Origin of the sequence: Pseudoxanthomonas sp. SGT-18 (assembly GCF_003931645.1) — a bacterium.
Classification (GTDB): domain Bacteria; phylum Pseudomonadota; class Gammaproteobacteria; order Xanthomonadales; family Xanthomonadaceae; genus Pseudoxanthomonas.
The window spans coordinates 101,135-126,651 of record NZ_RRYJ01000001.1 but is presented as its reverse complement, the minus strand read 5'-3'; the positions used below and the strand labels follow the sequence as shown (position 1 = coordinate 126,651).

Genomic DNA, 25,517 nt, shown 5'->3' with positions numbered 1-25,517 from the left:
CCAGGCCAGCCCGCACCTGCGCTTTCAGCCTTCCGCCGGCGGGCTTGCCGCCGCGGGCGCCGCCCTGGCCGCCTGCTCCAGCCAGGCCGGCAAATCGCGCCGGCGCACGCCCTGGCGGCGGGCCAGGGCCAGCTGCTCCAGCATCCACTGCCGCCGCGCCGGGTCCTCGCCGGCCAGCGACAGCGCCAGGTCGCGGTCCATCCAGCGCCGCACCAGCACGAACAGGACCACGTGCAGGGCGATGGCCAGCACGCTGACCACCGCCACGACCACGTAGTCCAGGTTCGGCATGGCGGCGTCAGTCCCAGCCCGGCATCTGGCTGCCGTCCAGGCCGCCGGTCTCGAACACCGCGGTGCGGCTGCCGCCGGCCTTCACCGGGAAGCTGATCTCCAGCCGCCGCGCCTGGCGCATGCGCTTCCACAGCCCGCGGTAGTCCTCGATGAACATGGCGATGGCCTCGTCGGTTTTCGGGCGCCAAGCCGACATCGGCCGCGCCGCGGCGTCGTCGAACTTCACCTGGACCTTGCAGCCGCCGTAGCAGTCGAAGTCGCCGCCCTCCAGCACCAGGTAGGCGCTGCGCTTCCACTCGGGATGGTCGCGGATCACCAGCTGCACCGCGGCCGGCCGGCTGCCGCCGGTGTCCACCGGCTCCTGGCTGAGGATCGCCGCGGTGCGCTGTTCGCCCCTGCCGGCCGGCACCCGGGCGTAGTTCCACAGGCTGGCCAGGCGGCGCTGCTCGCGCGCCTCCTCGGCGCGCGCCTTGACCTCCTCCAGCCCGGGGCCGATGGCCGCGGCGGCCTCGCTGTCCGGGTACTGGTCCAGCAGGGCCACGCCGTGGACCCGCGCCAGTTCCCAGTTGCGGTCGGCCACCGCCGCCTCGTACTGGCGCTGCAGTTCCGCCGCGGCACGGGCCCGGGCCTCGGCCTCGGCGGCCAGCTGCGCCTGGCGCTGGGCCTCGCGGTCGGTGCAGGCGCTGGCGCCGGCCAGGGTGGCGGCCAGCAGCAGGGCCAGGGACAGTCGCGGACGGATCGGCTGCATGTCTTGCTTCCTCGGGCGGGCGCGCCGGGTGGGCCGGCGCGCCCGGGGTCTTACTGCTTCGCGCCTTCAGCGCGGGCCAGGATCGCCTCCACCGAGGCGGTGGTGATCGGGTGGTAGCCGGGCCTGGCGCGCTCGAACACCTCGCGGGCGAAGGCCAGGCCGTCCGGCGTCTTCACCAGCTCCAGGTACACCGGCAGGATCAGCTTGCGCCGGCCGACCCGCTGGATGAACTCGCCGGCCGCCGGGCGCGCCTCGAGGTAGCCGCTGCGCAGGGCCAGCGGATACCAGCGCATGGCGATCTCGCCGTTCGGGGTGCCGGTGAAGCGGTAGGCCTTGTCCAGCTGCGCCAGCCGCGCGGGCTCGAGGCGCTCGCCCATGCCTTCCAGGAAGCGCACCCAGGCCTGGGTGCCCCAGTCGGCGGTCACCTGCGGGCTGGGCAGCTCGCCGCTGCCGAGCCAGGCGATGCGCGCGCTGTCCACGCTGGCGAAGGTGCGCGCCTGCGCCGGGGTGGCGAACGCGGGGATGCCGGGCTGGTTGAGCCAGGCGTCCAGCTCTTCCTCGGTCACCGCCATCGGGTTGTCCTTCAGCAGCTTCTCGCGCAGGTAGGCGACGAACTGCTCGCTGTCGGCGCTCTGGAAGGCGTGGTCGTCGAACCAGCCGCGCAGGAAGGGATCGAACTTCGCGCGGCCCACCCGCTGCTCCAGGAACTGCAGGAACCAGGCGCCCTTGGTGTAGGCCACCTCGCTCAGCGCCTCGTCCGGGTCGCGTGCGGCCAGCGGCGGCAGCACCAGCAGCTGGTCCTGGGCGGCCATGTGCTCCATGTCGGCCTTGACCCCGGCCTGGTCGATCTGGCGCTCCATCTCGGCCAGCTCCTCGCCGTACAGCGCCTCGACGATGCGGCCCTGGACGTAGGTGGTGAAGCCCTCGTTGAGCCAGATGTCCTTCCAGCTGGCGTTGGTGACCAGGTTGCCGGACCAGCTGTGCGCCAGCTCGTGGGCGATCAGCGAGACCAGCGACTTGTCGCCGACGATCACGGTCGGGGTGATGAAGCTCAGGCGCGGGTTCTCCATGCCGCCGAACGGGAACGACGGCGGCAGCACCAGCATGTCGTAGCGCTCCCACCGGTAGGCGCCGTACAGGCCCTCGGTGGCGACGATCATCTGCTCGGTGTCCTCGAACTCCTTCACCGCGCGGTCGACCATGGACGGCTCGGCCCACACGCCGCTGCGCGCGGAGATCGGCTTGAACACCAGGTCGCCGGCGGCGATCGCCAGCAGGTAGGACGGGATCGGCTGCGGCATGGTGAAGCTGTAGTCGCCGTCGCGCACCGCCGCCGGGTCGTTGTCGGCGCTCATCAGCACCATCACGTCCGGGCGGGTGGTGACGTGCGCGCTATAGGTGAAGCGCACGCCCGGGGTGTCCTGCAGCGGCACCCAGCTGCGGGCATGGATCGCCTGCGACTGGCTGAACATGAAGGGCAGCTTGCCGCCCTCGGTCATCGACGGCTCCAGCCACTGCAGGCCGGAAGCCTGCGGCGAGGTGGCGTAGGTGACGCGGATCCTGGCGTTGCGCTGCGGCGCCTGGATGGTCAGCTTGCTGCCGAACACCGGGTCGGCCTCGGCCAGCTCGAACTGCAGCGGGGTCCAGGCGCCGTCGACCTCGCCCTCGACCTTGTCGATGGCCAGGTCGCGGGTGTCCAGCACCAGCTGGGTGGCCTTCGGATCGGCCCACTGCAGGGCGTAGGTGGCGGTGCCCGACAGCTGGCGGGCGTCGAAGTCCAGCTTCAGGTCCAGCGCCAGGTCGGCGATGCGCACCTTGTCCGGCTCGGACCAGGAGCTTTCGTCGTGGCGGCGGGCCGAGGCCTGGGCGGCCTGGGCCGGGCGGGCCTGGGGATTGGCGGGATCGGCCGGACCGGCCTGTTCGCCGGAGCAGCCGCTGGCGGCGGCGGTCATGGCAAGGGTGAGCAGCAGGGCTGGAAAGCGCATGTTCGAGGGTCAAGCGGAAAACAGCGAGTGTACCGCGCGCCCCGCGCCCTGCCCCCTTTCCCAGGCCGGTGGCCCCTGACCCCGGCTGGCGGCCGGCCACCGGCGCAGGCCACGCCACGCCGGGCCGCCTGGCGGCCCGCGCGCTCAGACCTTGTAGCCGGTATGCACCGCGACGATGCCGGCGCTGAGGTTCACGTAGCCGCAGCGCGACAGCCCGGCCTCTTCCATCATCGCCTTCAGCTGCTCCTGCGGCGGATGCTTGCGGATGCTCTCGGCCAGGTACTGGTAGCTGGCGGCATCGCCGGCGAACAGCTGGCCCAGCCTCGGCAGCACCTTGAACGAGTGGAAGTCGTAGATCGGCCGGAACCACTCGGCCTTCACCTCGGAGAACTCCAGCACCCGCGCCTGGCCACCCACGCGCAGCACGCGCGCGATCTCGCGCAGGGCCGCGTCCTTGTCGGTGACGTTGCGCAGGCCGAAGGCCATGGTCACCAGGTCGAAGCTGCCATCCGGGAACGGCAGCTTCTCGGCGTTGCACTGCACGTACTCCAGGCCCGAGACCAGGCCGCGGTCGGTGAGGCGGTCGCGGCCGACCGAGAGCATGCCGGCGTTGATGTCGCCCAGCACGATCTGCCCGGTGGCGCCCACGCGCGGCTTGAGCAGCGCGGCGATGTCGCCGGTGCCGCCGGCCAGGTCCAGCACCCGGTCGCCCGGCTTCACCTGGCAGGTGGCGGTGAAGTAGCGCTTCCACGCGCGGTGGATGCCCAGGCTCATCAGGTCGTTCATCAGGTCGTACTTGCGCGCGACCGAGGTGAAGACCTGGCCCACCAGCTTCTGCTTCTCCGTGGCCGGGACGTCCCGGAAGCCGAAGTGGGTGGTGCCGCGTTCGTAGGGGGATTCGCTCATGCGGCAATTATGGCACCACGGGCGTGGAGGCCGCCCGCCGGGCGCGCGGTTCCGGCCAGTTCATAAGCCAAGCTTACAATATGGCTCCCATGGAAACCCACTCCCCCTCCCGCGGCGACGACAGCTTCGGCTTCCTGCTGGTCACCGCCGCCCGCCTGCTGCGCCAGCGCTTCGAGGCCGCCCTGGCCGCGGCCGACCTGGACATGACCCCCGGCGAGGCCCGCACCCTGGTGGTGGCCGACAAGCTCGGCCCGGTGCGCCAGACCGAGCTGGCTGCGGCGCTGTCGATCGAGCCGATGTCGCTGGTCGCCCACCTGGACCGGCTGGAGGCGCGCGGCATGGTCGAGCGCCGGCCCGATCCGGACGACCGCCGCAGCAAGCGCGTGCACCTGGCGCCGAAGGCGCGCCCGGCCCTGCGCCGGATCCTGCGCGTGCTCGGCCAGGCGCGCGAGCAGGCCATGCAGGACTTCGGCCCGGACGAGACCGCGCAGTTCCACGACTACCTGCGGCGGCTGTGCCGCAGCCTTGGCGCCGCGCCCGGGGACGGCAACGGCTGAACCCCGATGGACCCGCGCTACATCCCGCGGCAGTGGCTCCCGCACGAACGCCCGACCTTCCCCGGCTCGCCGTCCACGCCCCACCATCCCACCCTGCGCCGGCTGCAGTTCGCCGGCGTGGGCGTGCTGGTGGCGCTGGCCGGCGGCCTCGGCAACGCCCTGGTCAGCGCCAACCTGCCCTACCTGCAGGGCAACTTCGGCGCCTATGCCTGGGAAATGCAGTGGCTGCCGGCGGCGTTCTTCATGACCAGCATGTCGGCCAACCTGGTGCTGGTGAAGTTCCGCCAGCAGTACGGCCTGCGCCTGTTCACCGAGATCTGCCTGGCGCTGTACGCGGCCATCGCCCTGGCCCACCTGTTCGCCAACGACCTCGGCTCGGCGGTGGCGGTGCGTGCCGCGCATGGCCTGTGCGCCACCGCGCTCAACTCGCTGGGCGTGTACTACATGATCCAGGCCTTCCCGCCCGAGCACCGCCGCAAGGCCCTGGCCATCGCCCTGGGCCTGACCCAGCTGCCGATCCCGCTGGCGCGGATGTTCTCCACCGAGCTGCTGCAGCTGGGCGAATGGCGCGGCCTGCACGTGTTCGAACTGGGCCTGGCGATGGTGGCGCTGGCCGGGGTGCTGGCGGTGAAGCTGCCGCCCGGCGACCGCTACAAGGTGTTCGAGCGGCTGGACCTGGCCACCCTGCTGAGCTTCATCCCCGGCGCCGCGGGCCTGGCCGTGGTCCTGGCCTTCGGCCCGGTGCTGTGGTGGACCGACACCCCCTGGCTGGGCCTGGTGCTGGCCGCCTCGCTGGCCCTGCTGGCGGTGGCCGCGGTGATCGAGCACAACCGCCGCAATCCCATGCTCAACCCGCGCTGGCTGGCCAGCGGCGACCTGCTGCGGCTGACCCTGTCGATCCTGCTGATCCGCGTCTGCCTGTCCGAGCACAGCTTCGGCGCGGTGCCCATGTTCCAGCAGCTGGGCCTGGACAACGCCCAGCTGCAGGTGATGTCGGCGATGGTGGTGGCCGGCTGCCTGTGCGGGATCGCGGCCAGTGCCCTGACCCTGGCGCCGCCGAACTTCCCGCAGCAGCTGATCGCGGCGGTGCTGCTGATCGCCACCGGCGCGTTCATCGACGCGCACGCCACCAGCCAGACCCGGCCGGCACAGATGTACCTCAGCCAGTTCCTGATCGGCTGCGGCAGCACCGTCTTCATCGCCCCGGCCATGCTCAGCGGCATCGGCAAGGTGCTGGCCCAGCCGCGCAACTTCATCAGCTTCATCGTCCTGTTCGGCATGGCCCAGGGCCTGGGCAGCCTGCTCGGCAGCGCGGTGCTCGGCAGCTTCCTCACCGTGCGCACCCGGCTGCACGCCGCGCGCCTGGGCGAGGGCCTGGAGCTGCCCGACCCGCAGGTGGCCGCGCGCCTGCACGGCTACGCCGCGCTGCACCTGCACGACGTGCCCGATGCGGCGCAGCGCCAGCTGCAGGCGCTGCGCATGCTCGGCCAGGCCACCGGGCGCGAAGCCACGGTGCTGGCCTACAACGACCTGTTCCTGCTGGTCGGCTGGCTGTCGCTGGCCACCCTGGCCTGGCTGCTGGCCGACCTGTACCTGCGCCGGCGCAAGGCCGCGCCGCAACCCACCGCACCCGGCGCGTCGCCCGCGCCCGCTTCCCCCGCACGCCCATGAACGCCCCCGCCACCGCCTCCCCCACCGCCTCCACGCCGCAGCCCGCCGCGCCCCGGCGCCGGCTCTTGGCCACACTGGGCATCGCCGCGCTCGCGCTGGCGGGGATCGGACTGGTGCTCTACGCCTGGCAGGTCCCGCCGTTCCACGGCGCCATCGAACGCACCGAGGACGCCCAGGTGCAGGGCCAGGTCACCCTGGTCGCACCGCAGGTGGAAGGCTACGTGGTCGAGGTGGCGGTGCAGGACTTCCAGCAGGTCCGCCGCGGCCAGCTGCTGGCGCGGATCGACGACCGCATCTACGCCCAGCAGCTGCAGCAGGCCCGGGCCCAGCTGCTGGCCGCCCGCGCCGAGCTGGCCGCCTGGGACCAGCAGCGCCGCGGCGCGGCTGCCGCCAGTGCCCAGGTCGCCGCCCGCATCCAGGCGCAGCAGGCCCAGCGCGAGCATGCCGATGCGGTGCTGCGCCGGGCCAACGAACTGGCCGCGCAACGCCTGGTTTTCGAACAGGACCGCGAGGCCGCGCTGGCCAGCGACCGCCAGGCCCGTGCCGACCTCGTCCAGGCCCGCGCCGCGCTGCAGGCCGCTCGCGAGAACGAGCGCGGCATCGAGACCGGGCGCCGGGGCCTGGAAGCGCGGGTGGCCGCCGCCGAGGCGGCGGTGGAACTGGCCCGGATCAACCTCGACAACACCCGCATCCTCGCACCGCGCGACGGCCGCCTGGGCCAGGTAGGCGTGCGCGAGGGCGCATACGTGGCTACTGCGACGACGCTGATGGCACTGGTGCCGGACGAGCTGTGGGTGGTGGCCAATTTCAAGGAGACGCAGATGGCGCGGGTGCAGTCCGGGCAGCCGGTGCGCTTCACCGTCGACGCGCTTGGCGGCCTGGCCCTGTCCGGCCACGTGGAGCGCATCGCCCCGGCCACCGGCGCGCAGTTCTCGGTGCTGCCGCCGGACAACGCCACCGGCAACTTCGTGAAGATCCCGCAGCGCATCCCGGTGCGGATCGGCATCGACCCGGGCCAGGAACCGCTGCTGTCGCGCCTGGCGCCGGGCATGTCGGTGGTGGTGGCGGTGGATACCGGCGCCTGACAACCACGCCCGTCCGGCGTACGCTGGCGCCCCCCTCCGCAACCTGACCGCGACCGTGAGCATCGATTACCGCAGCCTGCTGGCCATTGCCGTCGAGGAAGCCCGCCAGGGCCTGGCCGAGGGCGGCATCCCGATCGGCGCGGCCCTGTTCCGCCGCGACGGCACCCTGCTCGGCCGTGGCCACAACCGCCGGGTGCAGGAAAACGATCCTTCCGTGCACGGCGAGACCGATGCCTTCCGCAAGGCCGGGCGCCAGCGCTCCTACCGCGACACCATCATGGTGACCACGCTCTCGCCGTGCTGGTACTGCAGTGGCCTGGTCAGGCAGTTCGGCATCGGCACGGTGGTGATGGGCGAGGCGGTCAACTTCCAGGGCGGGCACGAGTGGCTGCGCGAACAGGGCGTTGAGGTCATCGACCTCAACGACGCCGAGTGCATCCGCATGCTCGGCGACTGGATCGCCGCCAACCCGCACGTGTGGAACGAGGACATCGGCGAAGACGACGCCTGCGGCCACGGACACTGAATGACTGATCCGCGGCGCGCGGGAGGTTCTCGCCGCCTGCACGCGCGCCGGCCGAGACTCGGGCCATGCCCGAGTCCCCCGACGACCTGGTCGTCCTGCGCCCGGAAGGGCTTTACTGCCCGCCCGGCGATTTCCACATCGATCCGTGGCGGCCGGTGCCGCGCGCGGTCATCACCCATGGCCATGGCGACCACGCCCGCGGCGGCATGGGCGAGTACCACTGCAGCCGCGACAGCATTCCGATCCTGCGCTGGCGCCTGGGCGGGCAGGTGGTGCACGCGCACGATTACGGCGAGGCCTTCACCCTCGACCGGGCACGCGTGTCGCTGCATCCGGCCGGGCATGTACTGGGCTCGGCGCAGGTAAGGATCGAGGCCGATGGCCAGGTCTGGGTCGCCTCGGGCGACTACAAGCGCCAGCCCGATCCCACGTGTGCTCCGTTCGAACCGGTCCAGTGCGACACCTTCATCACCGAGGCGACCTTCGGGCTGCCTGTGTACCGCTGGCCGGACACGCGCCAGGTCGCGGCCGACATCGTGCAATGGCGGCGGCAATGCGCCGAGCGCGGCGAGGCCGCGATCCTGTACTGCTACGCGCTGGGCAAGGCGCAGCGCGTGCTGGCCGAACTGCGCGGACTGGATGACGTGCCAGCGCTGCTGCACGGTGCGATCGACGCCGGCGTGCAGGTCTACCGCCAGGCCGGCATCGCGATGCTCGATACCGAACGCGTCTCGGACCTGCCACGCAACGCCGACTGCGCCGGGCGCCTGGTGATCGCCCCGCCCTCGGCCGCAGGCAGCGCCTGGCTGCGGCGCTTCCGTCGCGCCCAGCACGGCTTTGCCTCCGGCTGGATGCGGATCCGCGGCAACCGCCGCCGGCGCAACGTGGACCGCGGCTTCGTCATCTCCGACCACGCCGACTGGCCCGACCTGCTGCGCACCATCGCCGACACCGGCGCGCGCCGGATCATCGCCACCCACGGCAACACCGACGCCCTGGTGCGCCACCTGTGCGAACAGGGCGTGGCCGCCGAGTCCTTCCACACCGGCTACGGCGATGAAACCCTGCAGGACGCCGCAGCGGCCGGCGAGCCGCAGGAGCCGGGCACATGAGGCGCTTCGCCGCGCTCTACCGGGAACTGGACCGCAGCACCGCCACCGGCGACAAGCGCGCGGCCCTGGTCGCCTATTTCCGCGATGCGCCGCCGGCCGACGCCGCCTGGGCCCTGCACCTGCTGTCCGGCGGCAAGATCTCCGGCGCCGGCCGCAAGATCGCCGCCAGCGGCGAACTGCGCGCCTGGGTGGGCGAAGTCGCCGGCCTTCCCGGCTGGCTGGTGGACGACAGCTACTCGCAGGTGGGCGACCTGGCCGAGACCGTGACCCTGCTGCTGGACGACCCGCCCGATGCCGGCGCCGACGTGCCGCTGTCGGAATGGATCGAACGGCGCCTGCTGCCGCTGGCCAATGCCGTGCCGGAAGTACGTCGCGCCGCGATCATCGAGGCCTGGCGCAGCCTGTGCTTCGACGAGCGCCTGGCCTTCAACAAGCTGCTGACCGGCTCGCTGCGGGTGGGTGTGTCGCAGCGACTGGTGCAGCAGGCGCTGGCCGAGCTGTCCGGGGTGGATATCGCCCGCATTGCCCAGCGCATGCTTGGCGCCTGGACGCCCGATGCGGCCTGGATGCAGCACCTGCTGGACCCGGAAGAGCAACCAGGCGACCGCCAGCAACCCTATCCGTTCTTCCTTGCCTCGCCGCTGGAAGCCGAACCCGGGAACCTGGGCCCGATCGACGACTGGCTGCTGGAATGGAAGTGGGACGGCATCCGCGTGCAGCTGCTGCGCCGCGCCGGCGAGGTGGCGCTGTGGTCGCGCGGCGAGGAGCGCCTGGATGGCCGCTTCCCCGAGATCGAACAGGCCGCCGCGGCGCTGCCGGACGGGACCGTGATCGACGGCGAACTGCTGGCCTGGCGCGATGGCGAGGATGCGCCGCTGCCGTTCACCGCGCTGCAGACCCGAATCCAGCGGCGCAAGCCGGGCGCGAAGACCCTGGCCGACACGCCGGTGCGGGTGGTGGCATACGACCTGCTGGAGCTCGATGGCCAGGACCTGCGCGCGTTGCCGCAGCTGCAGCGCCGCGCGCGCCTGGAACGGGTGCTGGCGGCGCTGGATGGCCCGCGCATCGCGCTGTCGCCGCAGGTGCAGCCCGCCAGCTGGGAGCACGCCGCCGCGCTGCGCATGCAGTCGCGCGGGCGCGGCGTGGAAGGCCTGATGCTCAAGCGCGCCAGTGCCGCCTACCAGTCCGGCCGCCGCCGCGGCGACTGGTGGAAGTGGAAGATCGACCCGCTGACCATCGACGCTGTGCTGATCTACGCCCAGGCCGGCCATGGCCGGCGCAGCACCCTGTTCACCGACTACACCTTCGGCCTGTGGCACGACGGCGCCCTGGTGCCGGTGGCCAAGGCCTACTCCGGGCTGGACGACGCCGAGATCCTGAAACTCGACCGCTGGATCCGCGCGCACACCATCGAGCGCTTCGGCCCGGTGCGCTCGGTGGAACCGGTGCAGGTGTTCGAGCTGGGCTTCGAAGCAGTCAACCACAGCAGCCGGCACAAGTCCGGCATTGCCGTGCGCTTCCCGCGCATCCTGCGCTGGCGCCACGACAAGCCGGCCGCCGAGGCCGACGTGCTGGCCACGCTGCAGGCGCTGGCGCGATGAGCGGCGCGCCGCCGGCCACGCCACCGGCGCCTCCGCGGCCGACCGCGGCCGCATTGCGTCGCGCGCGCCGGCAACTGGATGCCTGGTTCGCGCAACGCGAATGGATTCCGCTGCGTTTCCAGCGCGAGGTCTGGCGCCGCGCCCTGGCTGGCGAGTCAGGCCTGCTGCACACGCCCACCGGCAGCGGCAAGACCCTGGCGGTGGCCGGCACGTCCCTGCTCGAGGCGCTGGCACGCGCCGAATCCGCGCCAGCCACGAAGCGCCGCATGCGCGCCGCCGAGGCGCATCCCCTGCGCCTGCTGTGGATCACCCCGCTGCGCGCGCTGGCCAGCGATACCACCCGCGCGCTGCGCGAGCCGGCAGCGGCGCTGGGCCTGGACTGGCGCGTGGGCCAGCGCACCGGCGACGCCTCCGCGCGCGACCGCCGCCTGGCGCGCGAGGGCGGGCTCGACGCGCTGGTGACCACGCCGGAATCGCTGGCCCTGCTGCTGTCCTATCCCGACGCGCCGGAGCGCCTGCGCGCGCTGGACATGGTGGTGGTCGACGAGTGGCACGAGCTGCTGGGCAACAAGCGCGGCGTGCTGCTGCAACTCAACCTCGCGCGCCTGCGCGCGCTGCGCCCCGGGCTGCGCATCTGGGGCCTGTCGGCCACGCTGGGCAACCTCGGGCAGGCACGCGAGGTGCTGCTGCCGCACGTTCCCGGTGCGGCCCTGGTCGGCAGCCCCCGCGCCCGCACGGTGGCGGTGCGGACGCTGCGAGCCGAGGGCCGTGAACGCTTCCCCTGGGCCGGGCATCTGGGCCTGGGCCAGCTGGCGCGCGTGCTGGAGCGGCTGCTGGCGGTGCGCAGCAGCCTGCTGTTCACCAATACCCGCGCCCAGGCCGAACTCTGGCACCAGGCGCTCGCTGCGGTCTGGCCCGAGGATCCGGCCACCCTCGCCCTGCACCACGGCTCGCTGGACCCGGCCCTGCGCGGCGCCGCCGAGCAGGGACTGCGCGAGGGCACGGTGCGCTGCGTGGTGGCCACCTCGAGCCTGGACCTGGGCGTGGATTTCCCGGCGGTGGACCAGGTGCTGCAGCTGGGCAGCCCCAAGGGCGTGGCGCGCCTCCTGCAGCGCGCCGGCCGCGCACGCCACCGTCCCGGCGAATCCGGCGCGATCACCTGCGTTCCCACGCACGCGCTGGAACTGCTGGAGTTCGCCGCCGCCCGCCATGCGCTCCGCAGCGGCCGGGTGGAAGCGCGCCCGCCACCGCGGTGCCCGCTGGACGTGCTGGCCCAGCACTGCGTCAGCTGCGCGCTGGCCGGCGGCTTCGAGCCGGATGCGCTGCTGGCCGAGGTGCGCGGCACCCACGCCTTCGCCGGGCTGGACGATGCGACCTGGCGGGCGGTGCTGGACTTCATCGTCCAGGGCGGCCGCGCGCTCTCGCACTACCCGGACTTCCGCAAGGTGGTCCGCGCGGAAGACGGCCGCTACGTGGTCGAGGACCGCCGCGTGGCGACCCGCCACCGGCTGTCGATCGGCACCATCACCAGCGATGGCAGCGTCACGGTGCGCATGCTGCGCGGCGGTCGGCTCGGTGCGGTGGAGGAACAGTTCGTCGGCCGCCTCCGCCGCGGCGACCGCTTCCAGTTCGCCGGGCGCCTGCTGGAGCTGGTGCGCCTGGAGGACATGACCGCCTACGTGCGGCCCGTGCGCGGTGGCGAGGGTGCAGTGCCGACCTGGCGCGGCGGGCGCATGCCGCTGTCCTCGCAGCTGGCCGACGAGGTGGAGCAGCTGCTGGGCACGCCCGACGGCTCGCCCGAACTGCGCACGCTGGCGCCGCTGCTGGCATTGCAGGAACGCCTGTCCGCCCTGCCCGGGCCCGGCCGGCTGCTGGCCGAGCAGGTCACCCTGCGCGGGCGCCTGCACCTGTTCGCATACCCGTTCGGCGGGCGCCAAGTGAACGAAGGCCTGGCTGCGCTGTTCGCCCTGCGCTGGGGTCGGCTGCAGCGCAACAGCTTCGCCTTCGCCGCCAACGATTACGGCCTGGTGCTGTCGCCGGCGCAGCCGGTGCCGGTGGACGAAGGCCTGCTGCAGGCGATGTTCTCGCCACAGGCACTGGCGGAGGACCTGCGCCAGGCGCTCAACCTCGGCGAACTGGCACGCCGCCGCTTCCGCGAGATCGCGCGCGTCTCCGGCCTGCTGGTGCCCACGCTGCCGGGCCGCCAGCTGCGCAGCCTGCGCCAGCTGCAGGCCTCCTCCGGGCTGCTGTTCGACGTGTTGAGCCGCCACGATCCCGGGCATCTGCTGCTGGCCCAGGCCGAGCGCGAGGTGCTGGAAGGCGAACTGGAACTGGCGCGGCTGGAGCAGGTGCTGCGCGACCGCGGCGCGCGCGCTGGTCCTGGCCCGGCCGCCGGGGCTGACCCCGCTGTCGTTCCCGCTCTGGGCCGAGGGCCAGCGTGGCCAGCTCAGCACCGAGGACTGGCGCACCCGCGTGCGCCGCGCCGCCGAACGTGGAGACCGGGCCAAGTGCCCAGTCCGCTGCGGATCGCGACGTCGAAATCGAGCGCATCGAGGTCCGCCGTAGGGACGCTCATGTCGAGGCGCACGCGCAGGGCAGGCATGCGCGCCTTGAAACGGCCGAGCTTCGGCGCCAGCCATGTCGCGCCGACCGTCGGCAAGGTCGTGATGGAAAGTTCGTCCTGCGCACGCTCGACCGTCTGGGCGACTGCGGCTCGCATCGTGGCGAATGCGCCGGAGATCGCCGGTGCGAGCATGTCCCCATTCGCGGTCAGTTCCACGCGGCGCGGGAAACGGCGGAAGAGCACTACGCCAAGCCGCGCTTCGAGTTGCTTGATCTGGTAGCTGACCGCCGCCGGGGTCATGTTGAGCTCGGCGGCCGCCCGCGAAAAGCTGCCCAGCCGCGCGGCCGCCTCGAAGGCGCGCAAACTCGAGAGCGGCGGCAAGGAGGGCGGAGGCACACGGCAAGTTTAGCTTGCCCTGCGAGCCTCGCCCCGGGTCGACCGGCGCGGTGTTCCCCATGCCGGGTGCCCCGGGGTGGCGGGCTGGCGGGGCGCACAGGGCCGCCCCGGCAGCTCGCCAAGCGGCCGGCGTCAGGCCGGCTGCAGCCCCGGCCGACCGCGCTCGACCACGAAGCTGGCGTAGGTGCGGACCGGTTCGTCCGGTACCGTCACCCGGTCGAGCACCTTCAGGTCGCCGCGCCACTCGTCGCGGGTCACCTCGCACAGCACGTAGCCGCGGCGGTCGGTGATCGCCTTGAGCTGCGGATTGAGGCTGCGCGCGTTGCGGTTGAAGTCGTCGTCCTCGCCGGCGCCGTCGGCGCCCGAGCTGATCGACGTGGCGAGGAACTCGGTGGAGATCACGCCGGAGTCCTCGTGGTCCTGCAGCAGGTCGCTGGCGAAGTGCCGATGCGCGTCGCCGCACACGGTGACCACGTTCTTCATGCCCGCCTCATGGATGTGCCCCAGCAGGCGGCGGCGCGGGCCGAGATAACCGGACCACTGGTCCATGGAATGCACGACCTCTCCGGTTTCGCGCGAGCGCATCGCCAGGTTGGCCAGGCTCACCTGGTGGGCGATCGCGTGCCAGCGATGGTGGTCCGGGCGCAGGCCGTCGTACAGCCAGGCTTCCTGTTCCGCGCCGAGCATGGTGCGCGAAGGATCGGCCACCGCGTCGTTCTGGGGACCGTCGCGGTCGCCGTTGACCTGGTCGCTGCGGTACTGGCGCGTGTCGAGGAAGTGCGCCTGCAGCAGGTCGCCCCAGCCCGCGCGGCGATACATGCGCATGTGGCCGTTGTGCGGCATCGAGCGCCGCCGCAGCGGCATGTGCTCGTAGTAGGCCTGCATGGCGACCGCACGGCGCAGCATGAACAGCTCGGGCGGCGTGCCGTCCTGGTCGAACTCGCCGGCCCAGTTGTTGTCGATCTCGTGATCGTCGAAGCTGAAGAACCAGGGCACCGCAGCGTGCGCCGCCTGCAGGTCCGGGTCGCTGCGGTACTGCGCATAGCGCCGCCGGTAGTCGTCCAGCGAATAGATCTCGCCGCCGACGTGGCGGCGCAGCGGCATGAACGGGCGGCCGTTGAGCATGCGCTCACCAGGGCCGCGGTCGGGGCCTTCGTATATGTAGTCGCCGTAGTGGAAGACGAAGTCCAGGGGCTCCTCGGCGATCCGGCGCCAGGCCGTGAAATGGCCCTCCTCCAGGTGCTGGCAGCCGGCCACGGCGAAGCGCACGCGGTCCACGCGCGCATCCGTCGCAGGGAGCGTGGCGCTGCGGCCGACCGGACTGGTCGCACCGCCTACGGCGAAGCGATACCAGTACGGCCGTCCGGGCGCCAGGCCCTCGACCTCGACATGCACGGCATGCGCGAGCTCCGGCCGGGCCAGCGCTTGGCCATCGCGGACGACGCGGCGGAAGCCTTCGTCCTCGGCCAGCTCCCAGGTCACCGCCATGGGCCGCATCACCATGCCGCCGCCCTGTTCCAGCGGCTGCGGCGCGAGCCGGGTCCAGAGGACGAAGCCATCGGGCGCGGGCTCTCCGGAGGCGACGCCGAGCTGGAACGGGTCGCGGTCGAAGCGCGGATTGGCAAGCAGGTTGCGCGGTGCGGCCTGGCCGAAGGCCATGCCGAACGGCGCGAGGAGCCCGCTGGCGGCGCCGGTGCCCAGCGCCTTGAGCAGGCGCCGGCGGTTGATGTCGTGGGTCATCTCGGACGGTTCCGGAACGGGCGCCGCGCCCGTGCGGGCGCGGCGCGAAGGCGGGTCAGAACGAATAGATGGCGTGGAAGTACACGCCCTGGCCGTACTCGTCGCGCTGAGAGATCGTGCCGCCGATGTCGCGCGCGTGGTACCACTCCGGGCTCGCATCCAGCAGGTTGTCGATCTCGTACTTGAACGTCCAGCGCTCGCCCACCTGGTGCCAGAAGGAGAGATCGACCGTGGTCATCCGGTTGACGAACTTGTCGTTCCATGGCGTGGAGCCGATGGAGCCGAGGTAGTCGTCCTGGTGGTTCACCGACAGGCGCGCGGTGCCGCGGATCGCGGGGATGCGGTAGCTCAGCGTCAGGTTGGCCATCCAGTCCGGCTGGTACTGCATGCGGTCGAGCTTGCGGCCGCTGCCGTCGGCAACGTAGTTCATCTCGCCGTCGAGCCAGCTGACGTTGAACGAGGCGCCCAGGTTCGGATGGAAGCCGAACGAACGGTTCACCAGGGCGAGCTCCAGGCCCTGGATCATCGATTTCTCGGCATTCATCGGCTGGCGGATGCGGTTGGTCAGCCCGTCGACGACCTCTTCGGTGGTGAGGGTGAAGATGTCGTCGGCGATGTCCTTGCGGAACGCGGTCAGCGCGACCAGGGCGCTGCCGCCGAAGTAGCGCTCGATCGCCAGGTCGTAGTTGTCGGCGCGGCGGGGGTCGAGATCGGGGTTGCCGCGGGTGATGCTGCAGCCGCTGGTTTCCTCGCCGCAGGTGCGGCTCTCGGCCTGGGCGAGCTGCCCGGGCGTGGGCCGGCCGATGGTGCGGCTCACCGAGCCTCGCAGCTTCCAGTTCTCGCCGAGATCGTGGACGACGTTGAACGACGGCAGCCAGCTCCTGTACTCGCCGCTCGGCCGGGTGACCTGGTCGGTGAGCGTGCCGTCTAGGGTCAGCGGGGTGCGGGCATCGAAGCTCGCATCGTCGTAGCGCAAGCCGAGGATGTAGTGGGTCGCGTCGGTCGCGTAGTGCAGCGACAGGTAGGCGTTGGCGACTTCTTCCTCGTAGGCGTAGTCGGAGATCGTGCTGTGGTGCCGGGTGGCCGCCTGGTCGACCGGCAGGTTCGGGAACACGCTGCCGTAGAAGCGGTCGTAGTCCGGCCACGGCACGACGAAGCCGTTGCTGCCGTGGTGCGAATAGCCGGGGTCGTACATGTATCCGGTCGCGTCGCTGCCGGTGACCTTGCGTATGCTGTCCACGTCCTTGTCCATGCGCAGGCGGCTCCAGCGCACCCCGGTCACGAAGCCCAGGCCGGTCGCGCCGGGGGCCACGTTGAATGAGTAGTCGGCGCGCAGGTCGAGGACGTTCTGCTGCGCCCGGGTGTAGGTCATCTCCGCCGAGCGCAGCACGTAGGTGTTGGAGAGCGGGTCGCCGGTGTATCCGGCGAGCTCCGGAAGCTCGCTCATCCGGTAGCTGAAGTACTGCCCGCGCGGCGTCGTGCGCGTCTGCAGGTAAGGCTGCGTGTCCTTGTAGACCTCGCGCGTGTAGCCGGCGCGCAGCGACAGGTCGGACAGGTCGCCCAGCCGCCAGTCCATGCCGCTGATCAGGCCGCTGGCGGTGCGGTCCCACTGGTTGTAGCGCACCACGGACTGGATGTAGTCCACGGCCACCGTTCCACTGTCCCGCAACCGTTCGGGGAAGTTGCGGGGGTTGCCCAGCAGGTTCGTCGAGTTCATCGTCGACGATTCCCGGCGGTTGTAGGCATAGCCCATCGCGAAGGCGTCGACGTCCTCGCGGGGGCGCCACTCCAGCTTGAGCGAGGCGCCCTTGTTGGTGATGACGTTGCTGTAGTCACCCCAGGCCAGCTTCGTCAGCGAGTTGTTGCCGTCCCAGCCCAGCGCCGGGTCGGGCGCGGCGATCGTCTGGCCGGCCTCGTTGAAATAGGTGCGCGCGTCGCTCCAGATCTTGCTGGAGTTGCGCACGCGGTCCTGGTAGCGCGCGGTGAACACCACGCCGAACTGCTCGTCGGCGCCGAAACGGCTTGCGAACGCGGTCTTCAGGCCCTTGCCCCAGTGCGACCTGCCGGCGCCGCCCGCGTTCTCGCCGGCCGGGCCCTCGAAGCTGGAATAGATCCCGTAGGCGTCGGCCATGAAGTAGGGGCTGGCCGTGGCGAAGGCCGATCGCGTGACGATGTCGACCGCACCGCCGATGGCGGCGGCATCCTGTTCCGCGGTGAACGCCTTGAATACGTCCACGCGTTCGGCGATGTCGCTGGGGATCAGCTGCAGGTTGACGCGGCGGCTGCCGCCGCCGTTCTCGCCGGTCGTCGCCAGCGCCAGGCCGTCCAGCGTGGTCACGTTGAGGTCCGCGGAGATGCCGCGAATGGTGATGTAGCGCGGCTCGTCGCCGTCGCCCTCGAAGCTGACTCCCGGGACCTGGACCAGCATCGAAGCGATGGAGTTGTCGCCGGTCGGCGCCTCGAGGTCGTTGTACGTGACCGAATCGACGATGACGTCGGCGTCCCGCTTCACGTCGACGGGCTGGTAGCCGTAGTCCGCCACGACGCGCACGGCGTCGAGCGTGCTGACCGGGGTGTCGGCGGCGACTGCATCTTCTGCCATGCCGGGGGCCGCCGGCGCGAGCGCCAGGATGCCGGAGATGACGACGAACAGGCGGTTTCTGCTGCAAGTGGTGCGCTTCATCGGGTTCTGCCAAAAAAGAAAGGCCACCGGTCGGTGGCAGCGCGGCATGGTAGTCGCCAGTGCGTTTCAAATTTTTCTTCGCGAACATTGCAGGGCGATGAAACCCGCGTGCGCCTTGCGACGCCGAGTTGTCGACGCGATCCCAGAAACGGCTGGAGCGCCGCCATGGACGCTGAGTGGCGCACGCGGCTGGCCGGCGAGCCGGTGCACCTGCTGGGTGGCCGCGCGCTCTGGCGCCCACGCGCGCGCGCCCTGCTGGTGGCCGACCTGCACCTGGGCAAGGGCGATGCCTTCCGCCGCGCGGGGATCGCCATCCCCGGCGGCGGCACCGCGCACGACCTGCAGCGCCTGGATGCCCTGCTGGCCGCGCATCCGGCCCAGGTGCTGTGGATCCTCGGCGACCTCCTGCACGGCCCGGCACCGCGCGCACACTGGCTGGCGGCGTGGCAGGCCTGGCGCGCAGGCCATCCCGGCTTGCGCATCCGCGTGCTGCGCGGCAACCACGACCGCGCCCTGGACGCGGCCGCGCTGGGTGTCGAGGACGCCGGCAGCGAACAGCGCGATGGCCCGTTCCTGCTGCGCCACGAGCCGCGCCCGGCGCCGGACGCGCACGTGCTGTGCGGCCACCTGCACCCCCTGGCCGCCCTGCCCGGCATGCGCCGGCGCTGGCCGGCGTTCTGGCTGCGCGAGCGCCTGACCGTGCTGCCGGCGTTCTCGGCCTTCACCGCCGGCGTGGTGCCGATGCAGCAGCCGGGCGAGCGCCTGGTGGCGTGCGTCGAGGACGAGGCCTTCGCCCTGCCGCCATGGCCGCGCTGAACGCTGTGCGATGAAGGCCCTCTAAAGCGCCAGCCACCAGCCGCCGAGGAACGCACCACCACCGCCGGCGCAGTGAAGCAGGCATCGGCGATTCCGCTGCATGACGCGCGCGGAGGCTCGCAGATCGCGAAGCAGACCCGGGGCACGTCCGCCGGGTGGCGCGTGGCCCGCGGGCGGCACAAATCGCACGGCCTGCACGCCGTGCTCCGCATGATCCAGGGCACGCCCGACGAAGACGGAGGACCTCAGATGAGGATGACGCCCGCCCAGTCCGCCCTGCTCAATGCCCGCGAGAAGCAGCTGCTGCAGGCGCGCGGGCCGTACGAAGTGAAACAGCTGGCCACCCTGATCCGGCGCACCCGCGAACTGCGCGACCGCCAGCGCGACCTGGCCCAGCGCCAGCGCGTGGCGGCAACCACGCAGGGACGCTCCAGGGAATCGGCCACGATCACGCGCACCTTGCGCAAGGAGCAGCTGTTCAGCCGCGCCCTGGAGCACTTCGAGGCACAGCTGGCCCGGATCAACCGCGAATCATCCGATGTGATGGGCGAGCTGGCACTCGGCAACAACGCCGCCGCCTCGCGCCCGGGCCGGCGCGCGACGACCGCGGCCGCGCCGCGCGAGCCTTCGGCCGGGAGCGCGAAGAAAGCCGGCGTGGCCAGGTCGCGCACCGGCGTTGCGCTGCGCGGGCGCGCCCAGGCGGCTTTCCGCTAGCAAGAAGGGCCGGCACCGCCATGGTGCCGGCCCTTCCATGCCAGGCGTCGCGAGCGCTCAGAGGATGTAGCGGCTCAGGTCCGGATCCTGCACCAGTTCGCCCAGGTGCTGGTCCACGTAGGCGCGGTCGATGGTGATCGCCTGGCCATCGCGGTCCGGGGCCTCGTAGCTGAGGGTGTCGAGCAGGCGCTCGAGCACGGTGTGCAGGCGGCGGGCGCCGATGTTCTCCTGGCGCTCGTTGACCTGGGCCGCGATCTCGGCGATGCGCTCGATGGCGTCGGTGGTGAATTCCAGCTTCACCCCCTCGGTGGCCAGCAGCTCCACGTACTGCCGGGTCAGCGCGGCCTTGGGCTCGGTGAGGATGCGCACGAAGTCTTCCTTGCTCAGCGCGCCCAGTTCCACGCGGATCGGGAAGCGGCCCTGCAGCTCCGGGATCAGGTCCGAGGGCTTGGCCAGGTGGAAGGCGCCGGAGGCGATGAACAGGATGTGGTCGGTCCTGACCGTGCCGTACTTGGTGGACACGGTGGAGCCTTCCACCAGCGGCAGCAGGTCGCGCTGCACGCCCTCGCGGGAGACGTCGCCGCCACCCACGTTCTCGCCGCGCTTGGCGACCTTGTCGATCTCGTCGATGAACACGATGCCGTGCTGCTCGCAGGCCTCGATCGCCGCGGCGCGCACGTCGTCCTCGTTGACCAGGCGCGCGGCCTCCTCCTCGATCAGCTGCGGGCGCGCGGCACGGATGGTCAGGGTGCGCTTGTGGGTGCGGCCGCCGCCGAGGCTGGCGAACATCTGCTTGAGCTGCTGGCCCATCTCCTCCATGCCCGGCGGGGTCATGATGTCCACGCCCGGGGCGGCGGCGGCCAGCTCCAGCTCGATCTCGCGGTCGTCCAGCTCGCCGTCGCGCAGCATGCGGCGGAACTTGGCGCGGGTGGAATCCTCCGGGCCGGACACCTGCACCTCGGCGGTGCCGCCGCCGAAGCCCGGCACCGCGCGGCGCGGCAGCAGCGCGTCGAGGATGCGCTCCTCGGCGCGTTCCTCCGCCTGCAGGCGCACGCGCGCCTTGGCCTGCTCGCGGTACATCTTGACCGCGGTATCGGCCAGGTCGCGGATGATCTGCTCTACGTCCTTGCCCACGTAGCCGACCTCGGTGAAGCGGGTGGCCTCGACCTTGACGAACGGGGCATTGGCCAGCGTCGCCAGGCGCCGCGCGATCTCGGTCTTGCCCACGCCGGTGGGGCCGATCATCAGGATGTTCTTCGGCATCACCTCGTTGCGCAGCTCCGGGTCCAGCTGCATGCGCCGCCAGCGGTTGCGCAGGGCGATCGCGACCGCGCGCTTGGCGGCCTGCTGGCCGACGATGTGGCGGTCCAGCTCCTGCACGATCTCGCGCGGGGTCATGGTCGGGGAATTGTTCGCGGTCATCTGGGGGATCCGTGATTCGTTATTCGTGGTTCGTGATTTGTGGCTGGAAGAAGCAGCACCGGGCCGGTTCGTGACGGAAGTGAGTTGAAGGAGCGCTTTGCTCTCTACGAATCACCAATCCCGAATCACGAATCCCGGCTCTTGAATCCCGGTTCTTCCTCACAGCTCTTCGACCACCACGTTGCGGTTCGTGTAGATGCAGATGTCGCCGGCGATGCCGATCGCCTCGGTGGCGATGGTGCGGGCGTCCAGTTGCGTATGCGCCAGCAGGGCGCGCGCGGCCGACAGCGCGTAGCTGCCACCGGAACCGATGGCGATGATGCCGTCCTCCGGCTCGATCACGTCGCCGGTGCCGCTGATGACCAGCGAGGTTTCCTTGTCGGCCACCGCCAGCAGGGCCTCGAGCTTGCCGAGGCGGCGCTCGGTGCGCCAGTCCTTGGCCAGCTCCACCGCGGCGCGGGTCAGCTGGCCATGCTTCTCAAGCTTGGCCTCGAACAGTTCGAACAGGGTGAAGGCGTCGGCGGCGGCGCCGGCGAAGCCCGCCAGTACCTGGCCGTCGCGGCCCAGGCGGCGCACCTTGCGCGCGTTGCCCTTCATCACCGTGTGGCCAAGCGTCACCTGGCCGTCGCCGGCGATGGCCACCTTGTCGCCGCGGCGCACGCAGACGATGGTGGTGGCGTGGAACACATTGGGGTTCTGGCTGGGGTCCATGCGGCACTCCGGGGATCGATAGCTCCCTCAGTGGGGGCTGACCCGGACCGGTTCAAGCCGGCCGCCGCCAGGCCTGGCGCCCGCCGGCGATGAGCACCGCGCGCAAGCCCATTGGGCATCCAGGGCCCGGATCCCCACCGGGGCCAGGCCAGGCCCGCCATCGCCACGCCATCCAGGCCGCAGCCCAGCAGTCCACCGCTCGCGGCAACCGGGACCGCGGCGGGCAGTCTCCGCACGCGACGCCTCGCTGGCAGCTGCGCGTGCGATCCCCTTCCACGGGCCCGGCAAGGCCGCGTCGCCGCAAGTCCATCCACCGCACGCGGACGCGGCACCGGCCGGGTTCCTGCCCGCGATTGGCGGCCTGCCGCCCTCGGGTCCGGCCCGCGGCGGCTGGCAGGCGGCTGCGGAGCATCTGCCGGACCGTCGGCACTGCAGAACGTGCAGGCTCCGGCGCGGCACCTCCACGCCCCCGACACGTCGGCGACGCGTGCTGTTCACGGCTCTGGCGCCAAGGTCGTACGCCTGGCCGGGCCCCCGGCGCAGCAATCCGAGTGGAGATCCCAATGCTGGCCACCACCTACCGCCGCCCCCGCAAGATGCGCATCGAGCATGTCGCCGAGCCGGAGATCGAGCATCCGAACGATGCCATCGTGCGCGTCACCCGCACCTGCATCTGCGGATCGGACATCCATATCTACAACGGCCTGGTGCCCGACACCCGGGTCGGCTCGATCATCGGCCACGAGTTCTGCGGCGTGGTCGAGGAAGTCGGGCCCTCGGTGCAGAACCTGAAGGTGGGCGACCGGGTGCTGGTGCCGTTCAACATCTTCTGCGGCAGCTGCTATTTCTGCCAGAAGGAGCTGTACGGCAACTGCCACAACGTCAATTCGCAGGCCAGCGCAATGGGTGGCTTCTACGGTTACACCCATACCGCCGGCGGCTACGACGGCGGCCAGGCCGAGTACGTGCGCGTGCCCTTCGCCGACGTCGGCCCGACCGTGATCCCCGAGGACATCCACATCGAGGACGCGGTGCTGCTGACCGACGCCTTCCCCACCGGCTACCAGGCCGCGGAGATGGGCAGCATCCGCGAGGGCGACACCGTGGTCGTGTTCGGCGCCGGTCCGGTCGGCCTGTTCGCGGCCAAGAGCGCGTGGTTCTTCGGCGCCGGCCGGGTGATCGTGGTCGACTGCGAGGACTACCGCCTGGAGTTCGCGAAGAAGTTCGCCCACGCCGAGACGGTCAACTTCCGCGAGGTCGATGACGTCGCCACCCACCTGAAGAAGATCACCGACTGGCTGGGCGCGGACGTGTGCATCGACGCGGTCGGCTGCGACGCCACCGGCAGCGCGTTCCACGGCATCACCGGGAAGATCCTGATGCTGCAGGCCGGCTCGCCGATCGCCCTGCACTGGGCAATCAACAGCGCGCGCAAGGGCGGGCGCATTTCGATCGTCGGTGTCTATGGGCCGACCTTCAACATGATTCCGATCGGCAACGCGGTGAACAAGGGCCTGACCCTGCGCATGAACCAGGCCAGCGTGAAGCGCCACCTGCCGCGGCTGATCGAGCACATCCGCGCAGGCCACATCTCCCCGCGCGAGGTCATCACCCACCGCATCCCGCTGGAGGACGTGGCCGACGCCTACGACATCTTCGTCAACAAGCGCGACAACTGCATCAAGACCGTGCTGGTCCCGCCTTCGGCGCGGGCGGAAGCATGAGCCGGCGCGCACAGGAGCAGACCATGGATCGCAGCAGCTACGCCCACATCCCCGGCTGGGGTTCGGACCTGGAACGCGGGAACCGCCCGGCTGTGCCAATGGAACGCACCCCACCACGGCTGGACGTGCCGTGGAGCGAGCCGCCGCCGCGGCAGCCGATGACCGTCGAGGTGCTCAAGTCGGTCGAGCGGCCGGAGCATTCGCGCACGTTCGGCACCCGCCTTCCACCGAAGGGCCTCAGCGGCGCGATCCGCCGCGCCGCCTTCCGCCGCAGCGAGAACGACATCGGCCACTGGTTGGCGCTGGTTGCCGCCGACCGGGTGAACATCGTCGAGGGCCTGTGCCAGGACGTGCGCCGCTCGCCGGCCAAGGCCATCATCGCCGGGCTGGGCATCGGGCTGGCGGCCTGGTGGCTGCTGCGGCGCGACTGAGCAGCCGGAACTTCGATCTGGCCAGGGCCGCTGGCACGCGGCTGCGGCGTCCCGGCGCCTCAGTCGCCGCGCAGCGCCCTGGGCGCCCGGCGCTCCCAGGCCAGGCGGACCAGCGCGGCCACGATCTTCGGGTTGGCGCCGGCCAGGCGGATGCGCACCCCCACCGCCTTGCTGCCCCAGGTCAGGGTCTCGACCCAGGCCGGATGCAAACGGACCGCCAGTTCCCGCTGCTCGTCGTCGAGGAAGAGGTGCGCGTGCTTGCCGTCCGGCGGCATGGTCGCGAAGATCCTGCCCCCGACCCGGAACGAGGCGTAGTCGAAGTGCGGGGCCTCGCTGGCCTCCGGCAGTGAGAGCGCGTACTGGCGCAGTTGTTCCGGCTTCATTGGTAGCCTCCGGGGGGCCGGGCTTCAGGATCGCGGTCGCGACTCCCGGTAATGCGTGCCCACGCATAGCAGGGCGCAGATCAGCAGCACGCTGTACTCCATGCCGTTGCGGCCCAGGCCGACCACGAACCAGCCCTCGGGCAGGTGCACCAGCACCAGTCCCGCCAGGTAGATCGCGGCAAAGCCCAGGCTCAGCGGGAACACCAAACGACGCAGCGCGAACAGGGCCGAGCCGACGATCTCGTACAGCGTCACGCCCCAGGCGATCACCGGTCCGATCATGAAGCCCAGACCGTCCAGCCACTGCCCGAACGGCGCCACTGCGCCGGCGAACAGGCGTGCCCAGCCATGCGCGGCGATCAGCACCGCCAGCACGAGGCGCAGCACGGTCCACAGATTCTCGTCGCGGGAATGCATCCTCGTCCTCCACTGCCCGCGGGCGCTGCCGGTTGCGGCGCTACCCTGCCCGGGATGGCCCGCCGCTGGAACCCGGCGGGGCGACGCAGGCAGGGTACGCCGGAATCGCCTGCGGGGCATCTCCGGGCCGGCCTGCGCCGCCCGCCGCTAGCCCTTGCGCCGGGCGCGCGGGTGCGCGGCGTCGTAGACCTTCGCCAGGTGCTGGAAATCGAGGTGGGTATAGATCTGGGTGGTGGCGATGTCGGCATGGCCGAGCAGTTCCTGCACGCCGCGCAGGTCGCCGGAGGACTCCAGCACGTGGCTGGCGAAGCTGTGCCGAAGCATGTGCGGGTGCACGTGCTTGAACAGCCCCTGGCGCGCGGCCAGCTGGCGGATCCGCACCTGCACCGCGCGCGGGCTGATCGGGCGGCCGCCGCGGCCGGGGAACACGAAATCGTCGCCGCCTGCACCGGTGGACTTGCGCCACTCCTGCAGCGCGCGGCGCGCGTGCGAGCCCACCGGCACGGTGCGCTGGCGGCTGCCCTTGCCGAGCACCGTGACCAGTCCTTCCTCCAGCTGCAGGTCGCGCCAGCGCAGCGCGCACAGCTCGCTCAGGCGCAGGCCGGAGGAATAGAACAGTTCCAGCAGGGCGCGGTCGCGCAGGCCCAGCGGGGCGTCGGTGTCCACTTCCACCAGCTGCACCGCCTCGTCCACGTCCAGCACCTGGGGCAGCTTGCGCGGGGCGCGCGGCGCGCGCAGGCCGATGGCCGGGCTGGCGGCGATCGCGCCGTGCTTCAGCAGCCAGGCGTAGTAGCTGCGGCAGGCGGACAGGCGCCGCTGCAGGCTGGTCGGCGACAGCCCGCGGCGGTGCTCGCTGGCGATGAACTCGCGCAGCTGCGCGCCGTCCAGGCGGGCGGCCGCGGCGCCGCGCGCGGCAGCCCAGTCCTGCAGCGCCTGCAGGTCGCGCTGGTAGGCGTCCAGGGTGTGCGGCGACATCGCCCGCTCCACCCGCAGGTGCTCGAGGAAATCGTCGATGCCGTTCGTGGTCATGGCGCC

Annotated in this window: 22 protein-coding genes and 1 pseudogene; 11 read left to right on the top strand and 12 right to left on the bottom strand. The window is 71.6% G+C overall.

What is annotated here, in order from left to right; all coding sequences use genetic code 11:
• Nucleotides 1-24: 24 nt before the first annotated feature.
• The 4 genes from EIM47_RS00575 to ubiE form a co-directional block, all read right to left on the bottom strand.
• A complete protein-coding gene (locus EIM47_RS00575; RefSeq protein ID WP_019397789.1) occupies nt 25-291 on the bottom strand; it encodes a hypothetical protein in 267 nt (88 codons plus the stop codon).
• 7 nt (nt 292-298) lie between these two features.
• Complete coding sequence (locus EIM47_RS00570; protein WP_019397788.1) at nt 299-1,039, bottom strand: hypothetical protein; 741 nt, start codon at nt 1,037-1,039, stop codon at nt 299-301.
• 50 nt (nt 1,040-1,089) lie between these two features.
• The gene (locus tag EIM47_RS00565; RefSeq protein WP_125075793.1) at nt 1,090-3,024 is read right to left on the bottom strand and encodes a M1 family metallopeptidase; all 1,935 of its coding nucleotides are present in this window, start codon (nt 3,022-3,024) and stop codon (nt 1,090-1,092) included.
• 144 nt (nt 3,025-3,168) lie between these two features.
• A complete protein-coding gene (ubiE, locus tag EIM47_RS00560) occupies nt 3,169-3,930 on the bottom strand; it encodes a bifunctional demethylmenaquinone methyltransferase/2-methoxy-6-polyprenyl-1,4-benzoquinol methylase UbiE (RefSeq protein ID WP_019397786.1) in 762 nt (253 codons plus the stop codon).
• A gap of 89 nt (nt 3,931-4,019) precedes the next feature.
• Between ubiE and EIM47_RS00555 the strand changes: the two genes are divergently transcribed.
• The 7 genes and pseudogenes from EIM47_RS00555 to EIM47_RS00525 all read left to right on the top strand — a co-directional run bounded on the left by EIM47_RS00555 (nt 4,020) and on the right by EIM47_RS00525 (nt 13,047).
• Nucleotides 4,020-4,487 carry a MarR family transcriptional regulator gene (locus EIM47_RS00555; RefSeq protein ID WP_026010341.1) on the top strand — a complete coding sequence of 156 codons (468 nt, stop codon included), beginning with the start codon at nt 4,020-4,022 and terminating at the stop codon, nt 4,485-4,487.
• A 6-nt stretch (nt 4,488-4,493) separates the two neighbouring features.
• Nucleotides 4,494-6,158, top strand: a complete 1,665-nt coding sequence (locus tag EIM47_RS00550) for an MFS transporter (protein WP_125075792.1) — start codon at nt 4,494-4,496, stop codon at nt 6,156-6,158.
• Entirely contained in the window at nt 6,155-7,243 is a 1,089-nt protein-coding gene (locus EIM47_RS00545; protein ID WP_125075791.1) for an HlyD family secretion protein, read from the top strand. The genes EIM47_RS00550 and EIM47_RS00545 overlap by 4 nt, the downstream gene beginning before the upstream one ends.
• Nucleotides 7,244-7,298: 55 nt before the next feature.
• The gene (locus EIM47_RS00540; protein WP_019397593.1) at nt 7,299-7,769 is read left to right on the top strand and encodes a nucleoside deaminase; all 471 of its coding nucleotides are present in this window, start codon (nt 7,299-7,301) and stop codon (nt 7,767-7,769) included.
• A gap of 65 nt (nt 7,770-7,834) precedes the next feature.
• On the top strand, nt 7,835-8,881 hold the full coding sequence (locus tag EIM47_RS00535) for a ligase-associated DNA damage response exonuclease (RefSeq protein ID WP_125075790.1): 1,047 nt from the start codon (nt 7,835-7,837) through the stop codon (nt 8,879-8,881).
• Nucleotides 8,878-10,482, top strand: a complete 1,605-nt coding sequence (locus EIM47_RS00530; protein WP_125075789.1) for an ATP-dependent DNA ligase — start codon at nt 8,878-8,880, stop codon at nt 10,480-10,482. Before EIM47_RS00535 ends, EIM47_RS00530 begins: the two co-directional genes overlap by 4 nt.
• A pseudogene (locus tag EIM47_RS00525) lies at nt 10,479-13,047 on the top strand (ligase-associated DNA damage response DEXH box helicase). The gene EIM47_RS00530 and the pseudogene EIM47_RS00525 overlap by 4 nt, the downstream one beginning before the upstream one ends.
• Here EIM47_RS00525 and EIM47_RS00520 read toward each other — a convergent pair.
• The 3 genes from EIM47_RS00520 to EIM47_RS00510 all read right to left on the bottom strand — a co-directional run bounded on the left by EIM47_RS00520 (nt 12,929) and on the right by EIM47_RS00510 (nt 17,783).
• Nucleotides 12,929-13,441, bottom strand: a complete 513-nt coding sequence (locus EIM47_RS00520; protein ID WP_083852380.1) for a LysR family transcriptional regulator — start codon at nt 13,439-13,441, stop codon at nt 12,929-12,931. The pseudogene EIM47_RS00525 and the gene EIM47_RS00520 overlap by 119 nt on opposite strands.
• 132 nt (nt 13,442-13,573) lie before the next feature.
• Nucleotides 13,574-15,181: an alkaline phosphatase D family protein gene (locus tag EIM47_RS00515; RefSeq protein ID WP_125075788.1), complete on the bottom strand. Its 1,608-nt coding sequence runs from the start codon at nt 15,179-15,181 to the stop codon at nt 13,574-13,576.
• 55 nt (nt 15,182-15,236) lie between these two features.
• Nucleotides 15,237-17,783 carry a TonB-dependent receptor gene (locus tag EIM47_RS00510; RefSeq protein WP_164514519.1) on the bottom strand — a complete coding sequence of 849 codons (2,547 nt, stop codon included), beginning with the start codon at nt 17,781-17,783 and terminating at the stop codon, nt 15,237-15,239.
• Nucleotides 17,784-18,029: 246 nt separating this feature from the next.
• Between EIM47_RS00510 and pdeM the strand changes: the two genes are divergently transcribed.
• On the top strand, nt 18,030-18,680 hold the full coding sequence (gene pdeM / locus EIM47_RS00505) for a ligase-associated DNA damage response endonuclease PdeM (protein ID WP_125075787.1): 651 nt from the start codon (nt 18,030-18,032) through the stop codon (nt 18,678-18,680).
• Nucleotides 18,681-18,929: 249 nt separating this feature from the next.
• A complete protein-coding gene (locus EIM47_RS00500; protein WP_019399935.1) occupies nt 18,930-19,394 on the top strand; it encodes a hypothetical protein in 465 nt (154 codons plus the stop codon).
• 57 nt (nt 19,395-19,451) lie between these two features.
• On the opposite strand, the gene hslU is transcribed toward EIM47_RS00500, so the two are convergent.
• Together hslU and hslV are read right to left on the bottom strand one after the other, a co-directional pair.
• A complete protein-coding gene (hslU, locus tag EIM47_RS00495; protein WP_028914432.1) occupies nt 19,452-20,816 on the bottom strand; it encodes an ATP-dependent protease ATPase subunit HslU in 1,365 nt (454 codons plus the stop codon).
• A gap of 159 nt (nt 20,817-20,975) precedes the next feature.
• A complete protein-coding gene (gene hslV / locus EIM47_RS00490) occupies nt 20,976-21,527 on the bottom strand; it encodes an ATP-dependent protease subunit HslV (RefSeq protein WP_019399937.1) in 552 nt (183 codons plus the stop codon).
• Nucleotides 21,528-22,090: 563 nt separating this feature from the next.
• Here hslV and EIM47_RS00485 point away from each other — a divergent pair.
• Nucleotides 22,091-23,251: a zinc-dependent alcohol dehydrogenase gene (locus tag EIM47_RS00485; RefSeq protein WP_019399938.1), complete on the top strand. Its 1,161-nt coding sequence runs from the start codon at nt 22,091-22,093 to the stop codon at nt 23,249-23,251.
• Between the two features lie 23 nt (nt 23,252-23,274).
• Nucleotides 23,275-23,682 (top strand): hypothetical protein, encoded by a 408-nt coding sequence (locus EIM47_RS00480; RefSeq protein ID WP_125075786.1) that lies wholly within the window; start codon nt 23,275-23,277, stop codon nt 23,680-23,682.
• A 59-nt stretch (nt 23,683-23,741) separates the two neighbouring features.
• Here the strand turns inward: EIM47_RS00480 and EIM47_RS00475 are convergent, their stop codons facing one another.
• From EIM47_RS00475 to xerC, 3 genes are all read right to left on the bottom strand, one after another.
• Nucleotides 23,742-24,065 (bottom strand): MmcQ/YjbR family DNA-binding protein, encoded by a 324-nt coding sequence (locus EIM47_RS00475; RefSeq protein WP_125075785.1) that lies wholly within the window; start codon nt 24,063-24,065, stop codon nt 23,742-23,744.
• A 24-nt stretch (nt 24,066-24,089) separates the two neighbouring features.
• On the bottom strand, nt 24,090-24,482 hold the full coding sequence (locus EIM47_RS00470; protein WP_205948683.1) for a DoxX family protein: 393 nt from the start codon (nt 24,480-24,482) through the stop codon (nt 24,090-24,092).
• Nucleotides 24,483-24,629: 147 nt separating this feature from the next.
• Nucleotides 24,630-25,511: a tyrosine recombinase XerC gene (xerC, locus tag EIM47_RS00465; protein ID WP_125075784.1), complete on the bottom strand. Its 882-nt coding sequence runs from the start codon at nt 25,509-25,511 to the stop codon at nt 24,630-24,632.
• Between the last annotated feature and the right edge of the window lie 6 nt (nt 25,512-25,517).